Source organism: Clostridium thailandense (assembly GCF_019207025.1).
Taxonomy (GTDB): domain Bacteria; phylum Bacillota; class Clostridia; order Clostridiales; family Clostridiaceae; genus Clostridium_AM; species Clostridium_AM thailandense.
In genome coordinates this window covers 17,862-35,938 of the sequence record NZ_JAEEGC010000118.1, presented here as the reverse complement: position 1 = coordinate 35,938, position 18,077 = coordinate 17,862, and the positions used below count along the sequence as shown (strand labels likewise).

Here is an 18,077-nt window from a genome sequence, read left to right as displayed (position 1 = left end):
CCCAGAAGGATTTGAAGGCTAGTATGTATTAATAGTTTTCGGGTCTAGATATAATAATATATAAATATATATGTTTTTTATAATAATACCTTTAAGTGTGTGTATAGATTTACCCGCATTTAAGGGTATTATTATTATGTGTATAATTTCGATATTTAGATTTAAAAGAAAAATAAACTGCAAACTAAAGTAGTATTGTATCCAAACGAAATATATAATATTAATTTATTGTTTAGAAATGTTGAAACTAGGAAATATGCATACTATAAATTAGTAACCTGAAAATTATGGTGCATAAAAATAAGTTTATATTGGGGGAAATTTTATGTTAAAAGTTGTTGATAGTAATAATATTGATATAGATTCACTTGAAATAAAAGATCTTATCGATATTGATGTGCTGCAAAGATTTCAAGACAATTTTGCAGAAAGCATGGATATAGCAAGTGTGACTGTAGACACCCATGGTAATCCTGTAACTAAACCAAGTTCATATACAAGCTTTTGTATGGATTTTACTCATTCTACTAAGATAGGTGATAATAGGTGCGCACAGTCACATAAAAGAGGTGGAGAAGAGGCTACAAGAACAGGAAAGCCATACGTTTATACTTGCCATGCGGGTCTAATAGATTTTGCAGCTCCAATAATAGTCAATGGAAAACAAATCGGAACAATTCTAGGTGGACAAATCTTGACATCTTCTCCAGATGAAGCAATATATAGAAAAACTGCAAAAGAAATAGGTGTTAGTGAAGATGGATATATAAAGGCAGTAAACAAAGTAAAGGTTACAACAGAAAAAAACATAAAGGCAGCCGCAGAAGTTTTATATATTGTCGCAAACTCACTTTCAAGAATAGGATATGAGGAATTAAAATTAAAAAATACATCACAGGTGTTATCAGAAAGTTTTAGCCAGATTTCATCAAAAATGGAAGAATTGGCGGCAGGGTCAGTTAATGTTATAAACAATCAACATGCTTTAAGTAAAGAAATTATTAATGTGAAAAAAATATCTGTAGAAATTAATTCCATATTAGATTCAATAAAAAGTATTGCGGATCAGACAAAAATGTTAGGGTTAAATGCTGCAATAGAAGCAGCAAGGGCTGGTGATGCAGGAAGAGGATTTGGAGTAGTTGCAGCAGAAATAAGAAAACTATCGGAAAACTCAAAGAATACAGCCTTGAAAATATCAGAACTTACTAATAAAATACAAGATTCTGTGGATAAAACAGTTGAAACATCAAATTCAACATTAGAAACTACTGAGAAGCAATCAGCAGCTATTGAGGAAGTTAATGTAAGTTTACATGAAGTTGCGGTTATATCAAATGAATTAACTAGTCTAGCAAAGTTTCATAAATAGACTATGTATATAATTATAGAAAAAAGACGATAAAATTGAGATCATTATTGGGATTATTATATTGAGAGGAAAGGGGCTGCCGAACTATATATAAGAACCGCTGAAAGTTAACTTTCTGGTGTGTTTTTTTATAGTGCGACAACTCCTTGTTTATAAATCAAACTTATATTGAATGTACTATAACATAATTTTGACCTGAATCAGAAACATAGCCTATAGCCTCATTTGTACTAACTCCACTTAATACGATGTTATCTTCAGTGGTAGTTATTTCTGTAAGACTATTCAGTATTTTCATGTCATCAGCACCATTTTTTATCATATTGTGTATTTGATCATAGGTGTTTTGGCTTACTTGTTTAACAGTGCAGGAACTTTTTTTATCTTCAATTATTACTGAATATTTTTGTTTCATATGTATACCTCCAATATGTTAATGATATTATATATTTATTGTTTCATTAATGAATGTTTTTATTACTATAATATTTTTAAAGCTAAATTTGATATTAAATGTAAGAAATGTGAATAATAAAAGAATAATTGTCCATAATGTTCACTAGGAGGGATATTATGGATAAGAGGAAAAAAAGAACTTTTTTATTAGTATTTTTAACTATTTCAATATTTAGTCTAAGCTATTATATATGTATAAATAAACTAAAAACTATAGGTATCAGGAATAATAATTATAAAATGAATAGTAGTAATAAAGATAAAGAGATGGGGAGCTTAGCTACGAACTCTAATAATGATTTAATAGTTGCGCGTGATTCTACTATATTATTTAAAGTTCAGTATAGCAAGAGTGGAGATGTTATTGTCGAAAAAGAAGAATCAGTTGGAAGTTTAGCTGGAAAGAAGAAAGATGATGTTGAAGCAATATACAAGAATGATGGATATGAGGTACAAAGCATAAATTCTTCTCAAGTTGTTTTAATGAAAAAGGTTGATAGCTATGCTCCAAATAAATATGTACTAGGCATAAAAGATGGATATGTTGCTATCTATAAAACTGACAAAGATGGTAATATGTTTATAGAAAATGAAAAAAGAGATATAACAGATATTAAAATTGATAAATTAAAGCAAGCAGATATTCAACTTTTAAATAAAGGTGATAAATATTTTCAATGTGATACTCGGGAAGATGCAGAAGCACGCCTTGAGGACTACGAATAATAGTCTTTAAGGTTTTTTTGTTTACTTGAATTAAACTTAGTTAAATGGTAAAGTAATATAAGCAGGCATCTAAAATCTATGATTTTGAGATGATCGCTTACTCATTTGACGGCAGGAGAAGGAGTTTCATATTTATTTAAATTTTGGAGGAAATACTATGTATGAATATATAAAAGGAATTTATGAGGGAATGTACAGAGATTACATAGTAATTGAAAATAATGGAGTGGGATATAAGATATATACTTCAGGAAGTACTTTAGCAAAGCTCCCCAAAAATGGAGAGGAAGTTCTGATTTATCTTCAACAAATTGTAAGAGAAGACTTTATTGGATTGTATGGATTTCTAACTAGAGAAGAACTTAATATGTTTAAATTATTTTTAACCATAAATGGAGTGGGTGCTAAGGCAGCACTTTCATTGTTATCTATAAGCAATGTAAATAATTTGAAGTATGCTATTCTGTCTGGAGACGAAAAAACTATAATAAAGGCTCCAGGTATAGGGAAAAAGATGGCACAAAGAATTATATTGGAACTTAAAGATAAAATAAAGACAGATGAACTCGTATCTATAGAGAACATGGAAGATAATATAGAAGAAAAAAAGGAGAATGTTTCAGAGGCACTAGAAGCACTTGTTGCATTGGGATATTCGGAAAAAGAAGCACAAAAAGCTTTAGAAGCTGTCGATAAGAGAGATTCTTTAGAAAGTATAATAAAAAATTCATTAAAATTTTTGATGAGTTAGAAATGGTGGGATAGCTTATGGAAAGTAGGATTGTAACACCTGCAAATATAGAGGAAGATAAAGATAATGAATATAGTTTAAGACCTAAAAGAATTAACGAATATATTGGACAAAAAAAAGTAAAAGAGAAGTTGAAAATATTTATAGAAGCAGCTAAAAAAAGAAAAGAAGCATTGGATCATGTATTGCTTTACGGACCTCCTGGACTCGGAAAAACTACCTTAGCTAATATAATAGCTGTGGAAATGGGAGGAACTTTAAAGGTTACATCTGGACCTGCTATTGAAAGGGCAGGAGATCTAGCAGCGATTCTTACGAGTTTAAATGATAATGATGTGCTGTTTATAGATGAGATACATAGATTAAACAGAAATGTTGAAGAAATCTTATATCCTGCAATGGAAGATTATTCTCTAGATATTATAATAGGAAAAGGAGCATCAGCAAAATCTATAAGACTTGATTTAGCTAAGTTTACCTTAATCGGAGCAACGACTAGGGTTGGACTTTTGACGTCGCCACTAAGAGATAGATTTGGGGTGTTATGCCCGATGGAATATTATGAAGATGACGAGTTAAAAGAAATTATAGTGAGATCTGGAAAAATACTTAATGTAGAAATACATAGTGAAGCAGCGATTGAAATAGGGAAAAGGTCTAGAGGAACTCCAAGAATAGCGAACAGATTGTTAAAGAGGGTTAGGGATTATTCAGAGGTTAAAGGAAATGGAACTGTAGATTTAAGTATTGCAAGAGAAGCCTTAGAATTGTTAGATGTAGATAAAGAAGGGTTCGATAGTATAGATAATAAAATTTTAACCGCTATAATCGATAATTTCAATGGAGGACCAGTAGGGATAGAAACTTTATCTTATTTTGTTGGTGAGGAGCTTGATACAATACAAGATGTATACGAACCTTATCTTCTTCAAAAAGGTTTTATAATTAGAACACCAAGGGGAAGAGTAGTTTCAGACATTGCCTACAAACATTTGAATAGGATTAGAAAGTCTTCTAATATTAATAATAAATCAGGGAATCAATTTTCTGTTTTTGACAATAAAGAAAATATTGATTAAAAGAACTTTTATAATTACACAGGATGAGTGAAATGGAGGATGAAAAATTTGAAAGTTACAGATTTTGATTTTTATTTACCAGAAGAGTTAATTGCTCAACATCCAATCGAAAAGAGAGATGAAGCAAGACTAATGGTATTAGATAAAAAGACAGGAGAGATTGAACATAAGATATTCAGAGATATAATTGAATACTTAGATAGTGGAGATTGTCTTGTTTTAAATGATACAAGAGTGCTTCCAGCAAGACTTATTGGTGAAAAGGAAGATACTGGTGGCAAGATGGAGTTTCTACTATTAAAAAGAATTGATGCTGATAGTTGGGAAACTTTAGTTAAGCCAGGTAAGAGAGCTCAAATTGGAGCGAAGTTTATGTTTGGTAATAGAGAACTTAGGGCAGAAGTTATAGGAATAGGAGAAGAAGGGAACAGAATAGTTAAATTTGAATATGAAGGTATATTTGAAGAGGTTCTTGATAAATTAGGACAAATGCCTTTGCCTCCCTATATAAAAGAAAAATTAGAAGATAAGGAAATGTATCAAACTGTGTATTCAAAAGAACAAGGATCTGCAGCTGCACCTACTGCTGGATTGCATTTTACAGAGAAACTTTTAGAAAAAATTAAAGAAAAGGGTGTTAGACTAGCATTTTTAACATTACATGTAGGGCTTGGAACCTTCAGACCTGTTAAAGTTGAAAATATAGAGGAACACAATATGCACTCAGAATATTACAGTATGTCCAAAGAAACGGCAGACTTAATAAATAGTGCTAAAGAAAATGGAAAGAGAGTAATAGCTGTAGGAACTACGTCCAGTAGAACGTTAGAAACTATAGGTGATGAGAATGGGAGAGTAAGAGAACAATCAGGATGGACGGATATATTTATATACCCGGGATATAAGTACAAGGTAGTTGATAATCTTATTACTAATTTTCATCTTCCACAATCTACTTTAATAATGTTAGTAAGTGCTTTAGCTGGAAAAAGTAATACAATGAATGCTTATGAAATGGCAGTTAAGGATAAATATAGATTTTTTAGTTTTGGAGATGCTATGTTTATTAAGTAATAATATCTAAAAGGAGTGTTTAAATGTATAAGTTACTAAAGAAGTCTGGAAATGCTAGAAGAGGTCAGTTTACTACACCTCATGGAACAGTGCAGACACCAGTATTTATGAATGTTGGAACTTTAGCAGCTATAAAGGGTGCTGTATCTAGTATGGATTTAAAAGAAATAGGATGTCAAGTTGAGCTTTCTAATACATATCATCTTCACTTGAGACCAGGTGATGAAGTAGTTAGCAAAATGGGTGGATTGCATAAATTCATGAACTGGGATAGACCTATATTAACAGACTCAGGTGGATTTCAAGTGTTTTCTTTATCTCAAATGAGAAAAATCAAAGAAGAGGGTGTGTACTTTAATTCACATATAGATGGAAAAAGAATATTTATGGGTCCAGAGGAGAGTATGAAGATACAAAGCAACTTGGCCTCAACTATAGCTATGGCCTTTGATGAATGTATACCTAATCCATCTCCAAGAGACTATGTTGAAAAATCTGTAGCTAGGACGACAAGATGGCTTCAAAGATGTAAAGATGAAATGGATAGATTAAATTCACTCCCAGATACTATTAATAAAAAGCAGATGCTTTTTGGTATAAATCAAGGTGGTGTCTATGAAGATATAAGGATAGAACATGCCAAGGAAATAACACAGATGAATCTTGATGGATATGCAATAGGAGGTCTAGCAGTTGGTGAAACTCATGAAGAAATGTATAGAATTATAGATTCTGTAGTTCCACACCTTCCAGAAGATAAACCTATATATTTAATGGGTGTTGGAATACCAAGCAATATACTAGAGGCAGTAGAACGCGGAGTAGATTTTTTTGATTGTGTACTTCCAGCAAGGAACGGAAGACATGGTCATGTTTTCACAAAAGAAGGCAAAATTAATTTAATGAATGCTAAATTTGAGCTTGATAGCAATCCAATAGATGAAGGCTGTCAGTGTCCTACATGTAGACACTATTCAAGAGCTTACATAAGGCATTTGTTTAAGGCAAAAGAAATGCTTGCTATGAGACTTTGTGTTTTGCATAATCTTTATTTCTATAACAATCTTATGAAAGAAATAAGGAATGCTATTGATGGTGATTATTTTGCAGAATATAAAAAACAGAAGCTAGAGCAGTGGGGTGGGAGAGCTTAATAATATATAGAAAATAAAATAACTATTATTCTTGAAAATCACATATAATAAAGGATTTTAAGATGAATATCTAGAAATTTATATAATTAAATAGGTATTAAAATCTATTGCTTAAAGTATCTTTATCCCAAAAAGTATTTAAGCTAGAGATTTATCTGAAAAAAGGAGGTGAATTAAATGAATATTTCAACTTTGTTGAGATTTGCTCCGCTAGTAATTATGATGGCTTTTGTTTATTTAATAATAATAGTTCCAGAAAATAAGAGAAAAAAGAAGTATAGAGGAATGCTTGATAGCCTTAAGGTCAATGATGAAGTTATGACAAAAGGTGGAATAATAGGAAAGATAATAAACATACAAGATAACTTTATAATACTTCAAACTGGTCCAGATAAGATTAGAATAAAGCTAGATAAAACAGGAGTATTAACTTTGCTTTCAGAACTTGAAACAAATAATAGTTCAGAAAAAAAGGCAGATACTAAAAAAGCTTAAATTTTAATCATAAAACATCTTCTTTCTACATAGATACTATTAGATGGGAGGTGTTTTAAAATGGAAAGAGACATTAGCTACCTTCCTGCTGCGGAAGGGGTACTTAGGGGATTTATTTTAACAGTAGCATTACTTTTAATTTTTGCAGTAATAATGACGTTTACGGATGTTAATGAAAAAGTAAGTTCAGCCTTTTATTTAATTACAACATTAGTCAGCATAATGTATGGATCTGTATATGCAGTAAAAAAAGTAAAAAGAAGAGGCTGGCTTATAGGAATTATAGTTACAATCCTATATTTTCTAATCATTTATCTGGTGTCAGTAATTTCAGGTAATTCGGCTGTAATAGGAGTTAACAGAATAGAGAGATTTTCACTTGGGATGATAGTTGGAATGTTGTCAGGAATGCTTGGAATAAACCTTTAAGGAAATGTCAATATTAAACACTTGTTTATTAATTAGCTTTATTTTGCTAAAAGTTTGTGTTATAATCAAACGGAAAACTTTATGAATGGAGGAATTTTATATGAAACATATAAAAACTATAAACAAAACAAATATAAAAGACAGCTTAAAGAAGCCAGGATGCAAAGAGTGTGCTAATTCATGCCAATCAGCATGTAAAACTTCTTGCACAGTAGCTAACTTAGCTTGTGAAAATTAACATAAATTAAAGCAGTAACATTTATGTTACTGCTTTAAATTTAAGTGAACATTTATAAAATAATTGGTACTATTTATTTAGGGAGGAAAAAAAGTTGGCAGATATTCATAAGTTTATCCAGGGTGGGGAATATTATTTAGTAGATGTAAACTCTGGAGCAGTACATATAGTAGATGAATTAGTATATGATATTTTAGATGAAGACGGACTTAAAGAAAAAAGAGAATTGATTGATAAATACAAAGACAAGCATTCGGTAGAAGATATAGAGGAAGCCTATAATGAAATAGAGGAATTAATAAAAGAGGGAGTTTTATATTCAAAGGATTTATATGAAAACATAGCTTTAAGCAGCGACGAAGCACCTTCTTTTATTAAAGCATTATGCTTAAATATAGTGCATGATTGCAATTTAAGATGCAAATATTGTTTTGCAGATGAAGGAGAATACAAAGGTTGCAGAAAGATAATGGCACCAGAGGTAGGAAAAAAGGCTATTGATTTTGTCATAGAAAAATCTGGACCTAGAAAAAATATTGAGATAGATTTATTTGGTGGAGAACCATTGATGGCATTTAATCTTATAAAAGAAGTTGTGGAATATGGAAAAGAGCAGGGAAAAATTCATAATAAAAGTATAAGATTTACGATGACAACCAATGCAACTTTATTAAATGATGAAATAATGGATTATTTAGATAAGAATATGGGAAATATAGTACTAAGTATTGATGGAAGAAAAGAAGTAAATGATAAAGTTAGAGTTAGAGTAGATGGTAGTGGATCTTATAATGCAATAATGCCTAAGATCAAAAAAATGGTAGAGATGAGAGACAAGTCAAAACAGTATTATGCAAGAGGAACATTTACAAGAGAAAATACTGACTTTTTTGAAGACATTAAACATTTAGCTGAAGAAGGGTTTGATGAAATTTCAGTAGAACCAGTAGTTTTACCTGATGATAATCCTTTATCGTTAAGAGAAGAAGATCTTCCAATGATATTTGAGCAGTATGATAAACTTTATGAAGAGATGTTAAAACGATGCAGAGAAGGAAGAGAATTTAAATTCTATCATTTTAACATAGATTTACAAGGTGGACCTTGCGTTTATAAGAGAATATCTGGTTGCGGAGCAGGTCATGAATATGTGGCTATAACTCCAGATGGAGATGTATATCCTTGCCATCAGTTTATAGGTAATAATGACTTTAAAATGGGAGATATTGAGAGCAGTGATTTAAATAAAGCAATAGCTAACAAGTTTAAATCTGCACATATATATAATAAACCAGAATGCAGAGAATGTTGGGCAAGGTTCTATTGCAGTGGAGGATGCCAAGCAAACAATTATAACTTTAATGGTGATATGAGTATACCTTATCATCTAGGGTGCAAGATGCAAAAGAAGAGGATAGAATGTGCAATTGCACTAAAAGCTCAGACAATGCAGGAATAGCACTACATTGTTTTTGAAAAACAGGTTGTTTATTACAGTATAGTTGTATTTCTATATATTGACTGGTGGCTTTATAAGTAATATAATGGCTAATGTAAATACATGTAAATATATAATGCCCGTTTATTAACAAAGGAGGATGAAAATGAAAAGTAAAGGGAAAAGTGCAATTTTGTTTTTCCTATCTATACTTCTAATAGGTTTTTTAGCCTATTCTGGCGTTTATGGAGTTACAATAGGAGACTATAGACTAAAGCCTTTTAGTGAGGTTATAAATAAAGGACTTGACCTTCAAGGCGGAGTTTCTATTCTAGAAGAAATTCAAGGAGACAAAGTTGATAAAGAAACTTTAGACAAAACTGTTGAACTTTTATCAATGAGAGTTAACAAGATGGGTGTAAGCGAAACAGTTGTAACAAAAGAAGGACAGAAGAGAATAAGAATAGAAGTGCCAGGAAAATTTGATGCTAAAGAGGTAGTAGATGGTGTCGCTAAAACTGGTGAATTAAAGTTTGTAGGACCTGATAAGAGCGTTATTCTTACAGGTAAAGATGTTAAAAAAGCTACAGCTTATTATGATCAGGATGGTAAAGCGACGATAGGCCTTGAATTGAATGATGCTGGAACAAAGAAATTTGCTGATGCTACTCAGAAATTTATGGGTCAAGTTATAAGTATTACCATGGATGATCAAGTGCTTACAGCTCCAAGTGTCGGAGCGCATATAACAGATGGTAAAGCTGTAATTAACGGAAGCAAAACTATAGAAGAAGCAAAAAGAGAAGCAAATATAATTAACTCTGGAGCATTGCCAGTTACAGTTAAAAATGTGGAAAGCAAAGTTGTAGGAGCATCACTAGGTGCTAATGCACTTCCGCTAAGTATATTAGCTGGTGAAGTTGGTATAGGAATAGTATTGCTATTTATGCTTTTATACTATAGAATTCCAGGGCTTTTAGCGGATATAGCCTTAATTTTATTTGTATACATAGTACTTGCTACCTTTGCTAATATTAATGCTACTTTAACTCTATCTGGTATAGCAGCATTTCTTCTTACTGTTGGTATGGCTGTTGATGCAAATGTGCTTATATTTGAGAGAATAAAAGAAGAATTAAAAAGTGGTAAGTCAGTTAAATCATCTATTGATACTGGTTTTAACAGAGCTTTATCATCAATAATTGATTCAAATACAACTACCATAATTTCAGGTATAATATTATACTCATTAGGATCAGGTACTGTAAAAGGATTTGCACTTACTTTAATTATTGGTGTAGTAATAAGTATGTTTACTGCAATTGTAGTGACAAGATTCTTAGTGAAACTTGCTGCAAATATGGGTTGGCTTAATAATAAATGGGCTATAGGTACCTTCGGAGTGCACGATTACAGGAAGGGGGTAGTATAGTATGCTTAAAATTGTTGAACGACGTAAAATTTGGTTTGCCATATCGCTTATTATAATAGTTATAGGTTTAGGATCACTATTTACCCGAGGACTAGAATATGGAATAGATTTTAAGGGTGGTACTGTTGTTGACATAAGTATGGGAAAAGACTTTAATAAAGAAGATGTTGATCAGATAATCAAGAAATATAGTAAAGATTTCCAAACGAATAAAGTTAATAATACATCTGTTGAAATAAAGAGTAGTGATTTAACACAAAATAGCATAAGTGAGATAACTAAAGAAATTAAGACAAAGTATAAGGATAGCAATTTAACAAATCAGGAAAGCATAGGTTCTTCAATAGGAACAGAAACAAGAGTCAAGGCTATACAAGCAATAATTATCGCCAATATAATCATATTAGTTTATATAGGAATGAGATTTGAATTTAAATTCGGCTTTGCTGCCATTTGTGCACTTGTGCATGATGTTCTTATCATGTTAACTGTGTATTCTATATTTAGAATACCAGTAGACTCTAGTTTCATAGCTGCCATGCTTACAGTTATAGGATACTCTATGAGTGATACTATAGTTGTGTTTGACAGAATAAGAGAAAATCAAAAATACATGAGAAGAGTGGATGTAGTTACTCTAGCTGATGCAAGTATAACTCAAACTATTGCAAGATCAATAAATACAGTTTTAACTGTTTTAATTACTTTGACAGCAGTATTTGTTTTTGTACCATCCATAAGAAACTTCTCCAAGCCACTATTAGTTGGAATTGTATCAGGATGTTATTCATCAATATTTATTGCCAGTCCATTATGGGTAGTGTTTAAAAAGATGGCAGCAAATAAGAAAAGAAGAGCATTGAATACTGCAAAGTAATATTAAAAGAATATAACTAGTTGTGATAACATAAAAAATCTAGGGTTTAAGTTACTCTAGGTTTTTTATTTGTTGATAATCTATTTATAAAGTAATTGTAAAAAGCGACAATATCATATATAATATATATGCTTTCGATAATTTTGGAGGATTATATGATGGAGAAACACGAAAGAAATATATATTATTCTAGGATTTTAGGTAAAAGAGATCCATTCTTGTTAAAAGGTATGGGAGAAGCCTTAAAGAGAATAATAAAAGCAGTAAATGAAAGAGAAAAGATTGTAATTTATGGATATTATGATTTGGATTGTATAACATCTGTTTCTTTATTACTTCTTGTTTTAAAGTATTTAAATGCAGATGTTGAATATTTTGTTTCAGACGATAGAGATGAAGACTTTAGTATAAATGCTGACATTATAAAGAATCACATAAATTTTTTAGGTGCAAGTTTAATAATTACTGTAGGGTGTGGTATCAACTCAGTAGATGAAGTAGAATTATGTAAAGAGCTGGGAATAGATGTTATTATAACAGATTATCATAAGTGCAAAGATATTTTACCACAAGCTGTTATAATAAATCCAAACCAAGGAGGCTGTAAATATCCTTTTAAGAGTTTAACAGCAGTTGGAGTAACGTTTAAACTAACTCAGGCTATATCTATGTACTATCAAATGAAATGTATTAATAAATATTTGGATTTAGTTATGTTTGGAACTCTTTCAAAATATTCTTTAGTAAAAGGTGAAAATAAGCTTATGGTTACTCAAGGAATGTATCACTTGAATTACACTAACAATTATGGGTTTAAAGCATTGATAAAGGTATATAATATAACTACAATTAATAAGGAAAACATGTATATGCTAGCTCATAGCATTATACCTTCAATGAAAAATAGAAGATATGCAGATAATGCAAGAATAGCAATAGAGCTTTTTACTACTACTAATATGGATAGAGCAGAGCAAATAGCAAAGTATTTAAAAAATGAAATAAAGGGAAACGAATTGTGTATCTTATAAAAAGTTAATATGTGGCAATAATACTATATGACTTTTATAAAATTGTGCATACGTTATTTAGAGGGGGAATAGAAGTGAATCTTAAGGAAAAAATTAGAGTTATAGAAGGATTTCCAAAGGAAGGCATAAGTTTTAAGGATGTAACTACAATATTACAAGATAGTGAAGCGTATAAGTATACTATAGACAAAATAGTAGAAAAACTAAAAGATAAGAAAGTAGACTTAGTTGTTGGACCTGAAGCAAGAGGATTTTTATTTGGAGCACCAGTAGCTTATGCATTAGGAGTAGGGTTTATACCAGTAAGAAAAAAGGGAAAGCTTCCTTATGATACTATAAGTGTAAATTATGATTTAGAATATGGTAGTGATGAGTTAGAAATACATAAAGATGCAATAAATTCAGGACAAAAGGTTGCAATAGTCGACGATTTATTGGCAACTGGAGGAACTATATCGTCAGTTGCAAAACTTGTAGAACAAGTAGGTGGAGAAGTTGTATCTATGAATTTTGTAATGGAATTAACTGATTTAAAAGGAAGAGAAAAATTAAAAAAATACCATATAAATTCTTTAGTAGAATACAATATATAAGTATATTAAATTTAAAATTGCAAGTTTCTACAGTATATAATATAATATTAATAAAAAATAATGGCTGGTTAATAAGACCAGCCATTGATTTTAAGGGAGTAGTAGTATGCTGGAAAAATTAATGAAAAAGATTGATAAAAATTGTAATAATATAGATAAAGATATGGTACAAAGAGCATATAGTCTTGCCTATTCTGCTCACAAGGATCAAAGAAGAGAATCAGGTGAGCCATACATAATGCATCCACTAGAAGTAGCGGGTATATTGGCAGATATGGGTATGGATACTAGTGCTATCACAGCAGGACTACTTCACGATGTAATAGAAGACACGAATTATACTTACGAAGAAGTAAGCAAGGAATTTAGTGAGGAAGTTGCTAATCTTGTGGAGGGTGTAACTAAACTTGGTAAGATAAAATATAAAACTAAAGAGGAACAACAAGCAGATAATGTAAGAAAAATGCTTCTTGCTATGGCTAAAGACATTAGAGTTATACTTATAAAACTAGCAGACAGACTTCATAATATGAGAACCTTAAAATATATGTCAGTAGAAAAGCAAAAAGAAAAGGCAAAAGAAACCTTTGATATTTATGCGCCACTTGCTCATAGATTAGGTATGTTTAAGATTAAGTGGGAACTAGAGGATTTAGCTTTTAGATATATGAATCCAAACGAGTATTATTTTATAGTTAGAAAAATAGCTGAAAAGAGAGTAGAAAGAGAAAACTATATAGAATTAGTAGTAAACCAGCTTCAAGAAAGTCTTGATAAATCAGGAATTCCAGCAGAAATTGACGGCAGACCAAAGCATTTCTACAGTGTATACAGAAAAATGGTGAAAAAAAACAAAACCATTGATCAAATATTTGATTTAACAGCATTTAGAATACTCGTAGACACAGTTAAAGATTGTTATGCAGCATTAGGAATAGTTCATACTATCTTTAAACCAATACCAGGAAGGTTTAAAGATTACATTGCTATGCCAAAGCCTAATATGTATCAATCTCTCCATTCTACAGTTATAGGACCACAAGGAAAACCTTTTGAGATACAGATTAGAACTTTTGAAATGCATAAAACGGCAGAGTATGGTATAGCGGCTCATTGGAAGTATAAAGAGGGCGTTGAAAATGCTGAAGACATAGATAAAAAACTTACGTGGCTAAGGGAAATTCTTGAATGGCAGAGAGAAACTTCTGATGCTGAAGAATTTATGGAAGGTTTCAAAATAGATTTGTTTTCTGATGAGGTCTTTGTATTTACTCCTAAGGGAAGTGTAATTAATTTACCGAATGAATCCACGCCAATAGATTTTGCATATAGAATTCATACTGACATTGGTAACAGATGTGTAGGGGCGAAAGTTAATGGGAAAATGGTACCTTTAGATTATTCTCTTAAAACTGGTGAGATTGTTGAAGTACTTGCTTCAAGTGCTCCCAAAGGGCCAAGTATAGATTGGCTTAGCATGGTTAAAAGTAACCAGGCAAAAAGCAAGATAAGAGCATGGTTTAAAAAAGCAAAACGAGAAGAGAACATAGTAAAAGGTAAAGAGACTTTAGAAAAAGAAACAAAAAAACAGGGATACAATTTTGGGGAAATTGCAAAAGGTGAGTTTTTAGATAACATATTAAAAAAATATAATATGAATTCTATAGATGATTTATATGCAGCAGTTGGCATAGGAGCTCTTGTTCCAGCAACTGTAGTTGGAAAGCTAAAAGAATTATATTCAAAAACAGAAAAGCTTGATGCTAACGAATTGAAAGTTATACAAGAACAGTTAAATAAGAGCAATAAGCATCATGAAAATAAAGACAAAGGTACGTCACCAGGCATAATTGTTAAAGGTGAAACAAATTTACTTGTAAGATTTGCCAAATGCTGTAATCCTGTACCTGGAGATGATATTGTTGGATATATAACAAAAGGTAGAGGTGTTTCTATTCATAGAAAAGACTGTAAGAATATAGATAGTCTATTAAAAAATGAAGAAAATAAACTTGTTGAAGTAAGTTGGGGGAGGCCTAAAGGGGCTGCATTTGTTGCAGAGATACAAATTAATGCTGAAGATAGGGAAGGTTTATTAGCAGAATCTATGGAGATTATAAGTGATAGTAAAACATCACTTTATGCAGTAAATGCTAAGCCGCCTAAAAATGGGATAGCTAAAATAAATATAAAGTTAAAAATATCTAATACTGAAGATTTAAAGGATGTTATGAAAAAGATAAAGAAAATCAAGGGTGTTATTGATGTTTATAGAACAAAGAATTAATTAAATGAAAGGCTTATAGGGGTGATTATAATGCGAGCAGTAGTACAGAGAGTTAAATATTCTAAGGTAGAAGTTAATGGGGAATTAATTGGAGAAATACAAAAAGGTTTAAATGTATTATTAGGTATATCTAAAGATGATAACTCTGAAGACATAAGTTATATGAAAGACAAGATATTAAACTTGAGAATATTTGAAGATGAAGATGGAAAACTCAACAAGTCACTTATGGATATAGGTGGAGAACTATTAGTAGTTTCACAATTTACTTTATATGGAGATTGTAGAAAGGGACGTCGTCCTAGTTTCATTGAGGCACTAGGCGGTGAAGAAGCAGAAAAAATGTATGAGGAATTTGTAAAGCAATGTAGAGAACAGGTTACAAAAGTTGATACAGGAAAATTTGGTGCTGATATGAAGGTGACAATAGAAAATGATGGACCTGTTACTATAATGATTGATAGTAAGAAAAATTTTTAGTTATGTGATAGAAAAAGCATATATAAAAAGGGGATGTTTAGTATATGATAGTAAAGAAAATTCCTGCGGGAGTTTATGAAGCCAATTGTTTTATATTGGTTGATGAAGATACAAAAGAGGCAGCAGTAATTGATCCGGGTGGAGATGCAGAAGACTTAATGGAAGCTGTTGAAAAAGTGGGAGCAAAAGTAAAGTATATATTACTGACTCACGGGCATATGGATCACACTGGAGCTGTACTACAATTAGAAGAAAGATATAAAGTACCTATATATATTAACAAAAAAGATTATGATTTGATGAAAAATGGTGAGTATATATATGGTAATATTGGGAAAATAGATAAATTTTTAAATGAAGGCGATATTTTTAAAATAGGAAATATTGAAATAAAATGTTTTTGTACTCCAGGGCATACTCCAGGGGGAGTTTGTTTTCTAGCAGAAAATTTAGTTCTAACAGGTGATACTCTATTTGCAGGATCTATTGGACGAACAGACCTTGCAGGAGGAGACTTTGATACTATTATAAGTAGTATCAAAAATAAACTTATGATATTACCAGATGAAATTACAGTGCTTCCAGGACATGGACCACAAAGCAGCATAGGTAGAGAAAGAATTCATAACCCATTTTTATAAGTTTATGCTGGGAATGGAGAGAAATCTCCATTTCTTAATTTTAAAAGGAGGCTTAAATAAGCAAATAATAATGAAAATTAATGTAAAATTAAACGATATGAAATACAGACTTGATGTATATCAAACTATCAATATATTTTATAATTCTTTAGATATAGAATTTGTAGAAGATAATTGGGATTTTTACATCAGTATTGATGAGCAAAGTCTTACGGTAAAGAATGATAAAGAGAGTATAGAATATGTTTTTGAAAATGATTTAAGCAATAAAGAAAATATAAAAAATGCTATTTTTAAACATTTTACAGAGTATACTAGTAAAGTTATGCCTTGGGGGACATTAGTGGGAATAAGGCCAAGTAAAATAGCATTAACTTTAATGAATGAAGGAAAAGATGACGAGTGTATAATAGATTATTTTCATAAGCATTTTTATACTAGGAGAGATAAAGCTGAGCTATGTATAAATATTGCAAAGATAGAAAGAAAGCTAGTTAACAAAGAGCAAAAAACAATTAGCGTATACATTGGCATGCCCTTCTGTCCTACAAGGTGTCTTTATTGTTCTTTTACATCTAATCCAATTGAGAGCTGTAAAAGTGTAATAGGACCATATCTCAGTAGTTTAAAATATGAAATAGAAGAAACTGCAAAATATATTAAGAAAAAAAACTTGGCTATTCAATGTGTTTACTTTGGTGGAGGAACTCCTACGTCAGTAAATGATGAACAGTTTGAAAAAATTATGCAAGATATATATAATAGTTTTGTAAAAGAAAGTGAAATTAAAGAGTTCACTGTAGAATGTGGAAGGCCAGATAGTATAACTTTAAGTAAACTTGAAAGCATGAAAAAATATAAGGTTGATAGAATAAGTATAAATCCTCAGACTATGAATGATGATACTTTAAAGTTAATTGGTAGAAATCATAGCGTAAGTGAAGTAATCGATAAGTTTAATTTGGCTAGAGAACGCGGACTAGATAATATAAATATGGATATGATTATAGGACTTCCCGGAGAAGGAATAAATCATATAATAAAAACTATTGATGATATTACTAAGCTTTCGCCTGATAGTATTACTGTTCATGGCATGTCAGTAAAAAGAGGGTCAAGACTTCATGAGAATATGATTAACAATGTGAATTTATCGGTAGCTGATCAGAAAGAATTAAATTTAATGTATGAGAAAACAGTAGATTTAGCTGAAAGATTAAATATGAAACCATATTATATGTATAGGCAAAAAAATATGGTTGGAAACATGGAGAATGTAGGATATTCTGTGAAAGGAAAAGAAGGTTTGTACAATATTCAAATGATTGAAGAAAAACAAACTATTATAGCTTGTGGTGCTGATGCAATAACGAAAATAGTGTTTTTAGATGAAAACAGGATTGAAAGACACGGAAACGTTAAAGATGTTAGAGAATACATAAATAGAGTAGAGGAAATGGTTACAAAAAAGATGAACCTTTTAAATACACTTTATTAATTTCAAAGTAATATTAGAATTTATAA

General features: G+C 30.9%; 19 protein-coding genes. 18 read left to right on the top strand and 1 reads right to left on the bottom strand.

Features of this window, described 5'->3' with window-relative positions:
• Window positions 1-325 precede the first annotated feature (325 nt).
• Window positions 326-1,372 carry a PocR ligand-binding domain-containing protein gene (locus I6U48_RS20645; RefSeq protein ID WP_218322369.1) on the top strand — a complete coding sequence of 349 codons (1,047 nt, stop codon included), beginning with the start codon at window positions 326-328 and terminating at the stop codon, window positions 1,370-1,372.
• A gap of 163 nt (window positions 1,373-1,535) precedes the next feature.
• Here I6U48_RS20645 and I6U48_RS20640 read toward each other — a convergent pair whose 3' ends face one another.
• Entirely contained in the window at window positions 1,536-1,787 is a 252-nt protein-coding gene (locus I6U48_RS20640; RefSeq protein WP_218322368.1) for a hypothetical protein, read from the bottom strand.
• Between the two features lie 158 nt (window positions 1,788-1,945).
• On the opposite strand from I6U48_RS20640, the gene I6U48_RS20635 reads away from it, so the two are divergent.
• From I6U48_RS20635 to I6U48_RS20555, 17 genes are all read left to right on the top strand, one after another.
• Window positions 1,946-2,554, top strand: coding sequence for a hypothetical protein (locus I6U48_RS20635; RefSeq protein ID WP_218322367.1), 609 nt, complete (start codon window positions 1,946-1,948; stop codon window positions 2,552-2,554).
• Window positions 2,555-2,711: 157 nt separating this feature from the next.
• A complete protein-coding gene (gene ruvA / locus I6U48_RS20630; protein ID WP_218322366.1) occupies window positions 2,712-3,305 on the top strand; it encodes a Holliday junction branch migration protein RuvA in 594 nt (197 codons plus the stop codon).
• 17 nt (window positions 3,306-3,322) lie between these two features.
• Complete coding sequence (ruvB, locus tag I6U48_RS20625; RefSeq protein WP_218322365.1) at window positions 3,323-4,384, top strand: Holliday junction branch migration DNA helicase RuvB; 1,062 nt, start codon at window positions 3,323-3,325, stop codon at window positions 4,382-4,384.
• Window positions 4,385-4,432: 48 nt separating this feature from the next.
• Window positions 4,433-5,458: a tRNA preQ1(34) S-adenosylmethionine ribosyltransferase-isomerase QueA gene (gene queA / locus I6U48_RS20620; protein WP_218322364.1), complete on the top strand. Its 1,026-nt coding sequence runs from the start codon at window positions 4,433-4,435 to the stop codon at window positions 5,456-5,458.
• A gap of 23 nt (window positions 5,459-5,481) precedes the next feature.
• Window positions 5,482-6,612 (top strand): tRNA guanosine(34) transglycosylase Tgt, encoded by a 1,131-nt coding sequence (gene tgt / locus I6U48_RS20615; RefSeq protein ID WP_218322363.1) that lies wholly within the window; start codon window positions 5,482-5,484, stop codon window positions 6,610-6,612.
• Between the two features lie 177 nt (window positions 6,613-6,789).
• On the top strand, window positions 6,790-7,107 hold the full coding sequence (yajC, locus tag I6U48_RS20610) for a preprotein translocase subunit YajC (RefSeq protein WP_246615476.1): 318 nt from the start codon (window positions 6,790-6,792) through the stop codon (window positions 7,105-7,107).
• Between the two features lie 60 nt (window positions 7,108-7,167).
• Complete coding sequence (locus I6U48_RS20605; protein ID WP_218322362.1) at window positions 7,168-7,536, top strand: TIGR04086 family membrane protein; 369 nt, start codon at window positions 7,168-7,170, stop codon at window positions 7,534-7,536.
• Between the two features lie 100 nt (window positions 7,537-7,636).
• Window positions 7,637-7,774, top strand: coding sequence for a six-cysteine ranthipeptide SCIFF (gene scfA, locus I6U48_RS20600; RefSeq protein WP_216440072.1), 138 nt, complete (start codon window positions 7,637-7,639; stop codon window positions 7,772-7,774).
• A 94-nt stretch (window positions 7,775-7,868) separates the two neighbouring features.
• Window positions 7,869-9,233, top strand: coding sequence for a thioether cross-link-forming SCIFF peptide maturase (gene scfB, locus I6U48_RS20595; protein ID WP_218322361.1), 1,365 nt, complete (start codon window positions 7,869-7,871; stop codon window positions 9,231-9,233).
• 145 nt (window positions 9,234-9,378) lie between these two features.
• Entirely contained in the window at window positions 9,379-10,644 is a 1,266-nt protein-coding gene (secD, locus tag I6U48_RS20590; RefSeq protein WP_218322360.1) for a protein translocase subunit SecD, read from the top strand.
• A 1-nt stretch (window position 10,645) separates the two neighbouring features.
• On the top strand, window positions 10,646-11,521 hold the full coding sequence (gene secF, locus I6U48_RS20585) for a protein translocase subunit SecF (RefSeq protein WP_218322359.1): 876 nt from the start codon (window positions 10,646-10,648) through the stop codon (window positions 11,519-11,521).
• A 158-nt stretch (window positions 11,522-11,679) separates the two neighbouring features.
• The gene (locus tag I6U48_RS20580) at window positions 11,680-12,552 is read left to right on the top strand and encodes a DHH family phosphoesterase (protein ID WP_218322358.1); all 873 of its coding nucleotides are present in this window, start codon (window positions 11,680-11,682) and stop codon (window positions 12,550-12,552) included.
• A gap of 74 nt (window positions 12,553-12,626) precedes the next feature.
• Window positions 12,627-13,145, top strand: coding sequence for an adenine phosphoribosyltransferase (locus tag I6U48_RS20575; protein ID WP_218322357.1), 519 nt, complete (start codon window positions 12,627-12,629; stop codon window positions 13,143-13,145).
• A 106-nt stretch (window positions 13,146-13,251) separates the two neighbouring features.
• Entirely contained in the window at window positions 13,252-15,432 is a 2,181-nt protein-coding gene (locus I6U48_RS20570; RefSeq protein WP_218322356.1) for a RelA/SpoT family protein, read from the top strand.
• A 30-nt stretch (window positions 15,433-15,462) separates the two neighbouring features.
• Entirely contained in the window at window positions 15,463-15,912 is a 450-nt protein-coding gene (gene dtd / locus I6U48_RS20565) for a D-aminoacyl-tRNA deacylase (protein WP_218322355.1), read from the top strand.
• A gap of 44 nt (window positions 15,913-15,956) precedes the next feature.
• Complete coding sequence (locus tag I6U48_RS20560) at window positions 15,957-16,553, top strand: MBL fold metallo-hydrolase (protein WP_218322354.1); 597 nt, start codon at window positions 15,957-15,959, stop codon at window positions 16,551-16,553.
• Window positions 16,554-16,623: 70 nt separating this feature from the next.
• Window positions 16,624-18,051 (top strand): coproporphyrinogen III oxidase, encoded by a 1,428-nt coding sequence (locus I6U48_RS20555; RefSeq protein WP_218322353.1) that lies wholly within the window; start codon window positions 16,624-16,626, stop codon window positions 18,049-18,051.
• Window positions 18,052-18,077: the final 26 nt, after the last annotated feature.

Bases quoted from the DNA above. Each gene is read 5' to 3' on its own strand.
- tgt (WP_218322363.1), top strand. From the start codon at position 5,482: ATGTATAAGTTACTAAAGAAGTCTGGAAATGCTAGAAGAGGTCAGTTT.
- I6U48_RS20555 (WP_218322353.1), top strand. From the start codon at position 16,624: ATGAAAATTAATGTAAAATTAAACGATATGAAATACAGACTTGATGTA.
- I6U48_RS20580 (WP_218322358.1), top strand. From the start codon at position 11,680: ATGGAGAAACACGAAAGAAATATATATTATTCTAGGATTTTAGGTAAA.
- I6U48_RS20605 (WP_218322362.1), top strand. From the start codon at position 7,168: ATGGAAAGAGACATTAGCTACCTTCCTGCTGCGGAAGGGGTACTTAGG.
- ruvB (WP_218322365.1), top strand. From the start codon at position 3,323: ATGGAAAGTAGGATTGTAACACCTGCAAATATAGAGGAAGATAAAGAT.
- yajC (WP_246615476.1), top strand. From the start codon at position 6,790: ATGAATATTTCAACTTTGTTGAGATTTGCTCCGCTAGTAATTATGATG.
- secF (WP_218322359.1), top strand. From the start codon at position 10,646: ATGCTTAAAATTGTTGAACGACGTAAAATTTGGTTTGCCATATCGCTT.
- I6U48_RS20560 (WP_218322354.1), top strand. From the start codon at position 15,957: ATGATAGTAAAGAAAATTCCTGCGGGAGTTTATGAAGCCAATTGTTTT.
- I6U48_RS20570 (WP_218322356.1), top strand. From the start codon at position 13,252: ATGCTGGAAAAATTAATGAAAAAGATTGATAAAAATTGTAATAATATA.
- scfA (WP_216440072.1), top strand. From the start codon at position 7,637: ATGAAACATATAAAAACTATAAACAAAACAAATATAAAAGACAGCTTA.
- secD (WP_218322360.1), top strand. From the start codon at position 9,379: ATGAAAAGTAAAGGGAAAAGTGCAATTTTGTTTTTCCTATCTATACTT.
- I6U48_RS20640 (WP_218322368.1), bottom strand. From the start codon at position 1,787: ATGAAACAAAAATATTCAGTAATAATTGAAGATAAAAAAAGTTCCTGC.
- ruvA (WP_218322366.1), top strand. From the start codon at position 2,712: ATGTATGAATATATAAAAGGAATTTATGAGGGAATGTACAGAGATTAC.
- I6U48_RS20645 (WP_218322369.1), top strand. From the start codon at position 326: ATGTTAAAAGTTGTTGATAGTAATAATATTGATATAGATTCACTTGAA.
- dtd (WP_218322355.1), top strand. From the start codon at position 15,463: ATGCGAGCAGTAGTACAGAGAGTTAAATATTCTAAGGTAGAAGTTAAT.
- I6U48_RS20635 (WP_218322367.1), top strand. From the start codon at position 1,946: ATGGATAAGAGGAAAAAAAGAACTTTTTTATTAGTATTTTTAACTATT.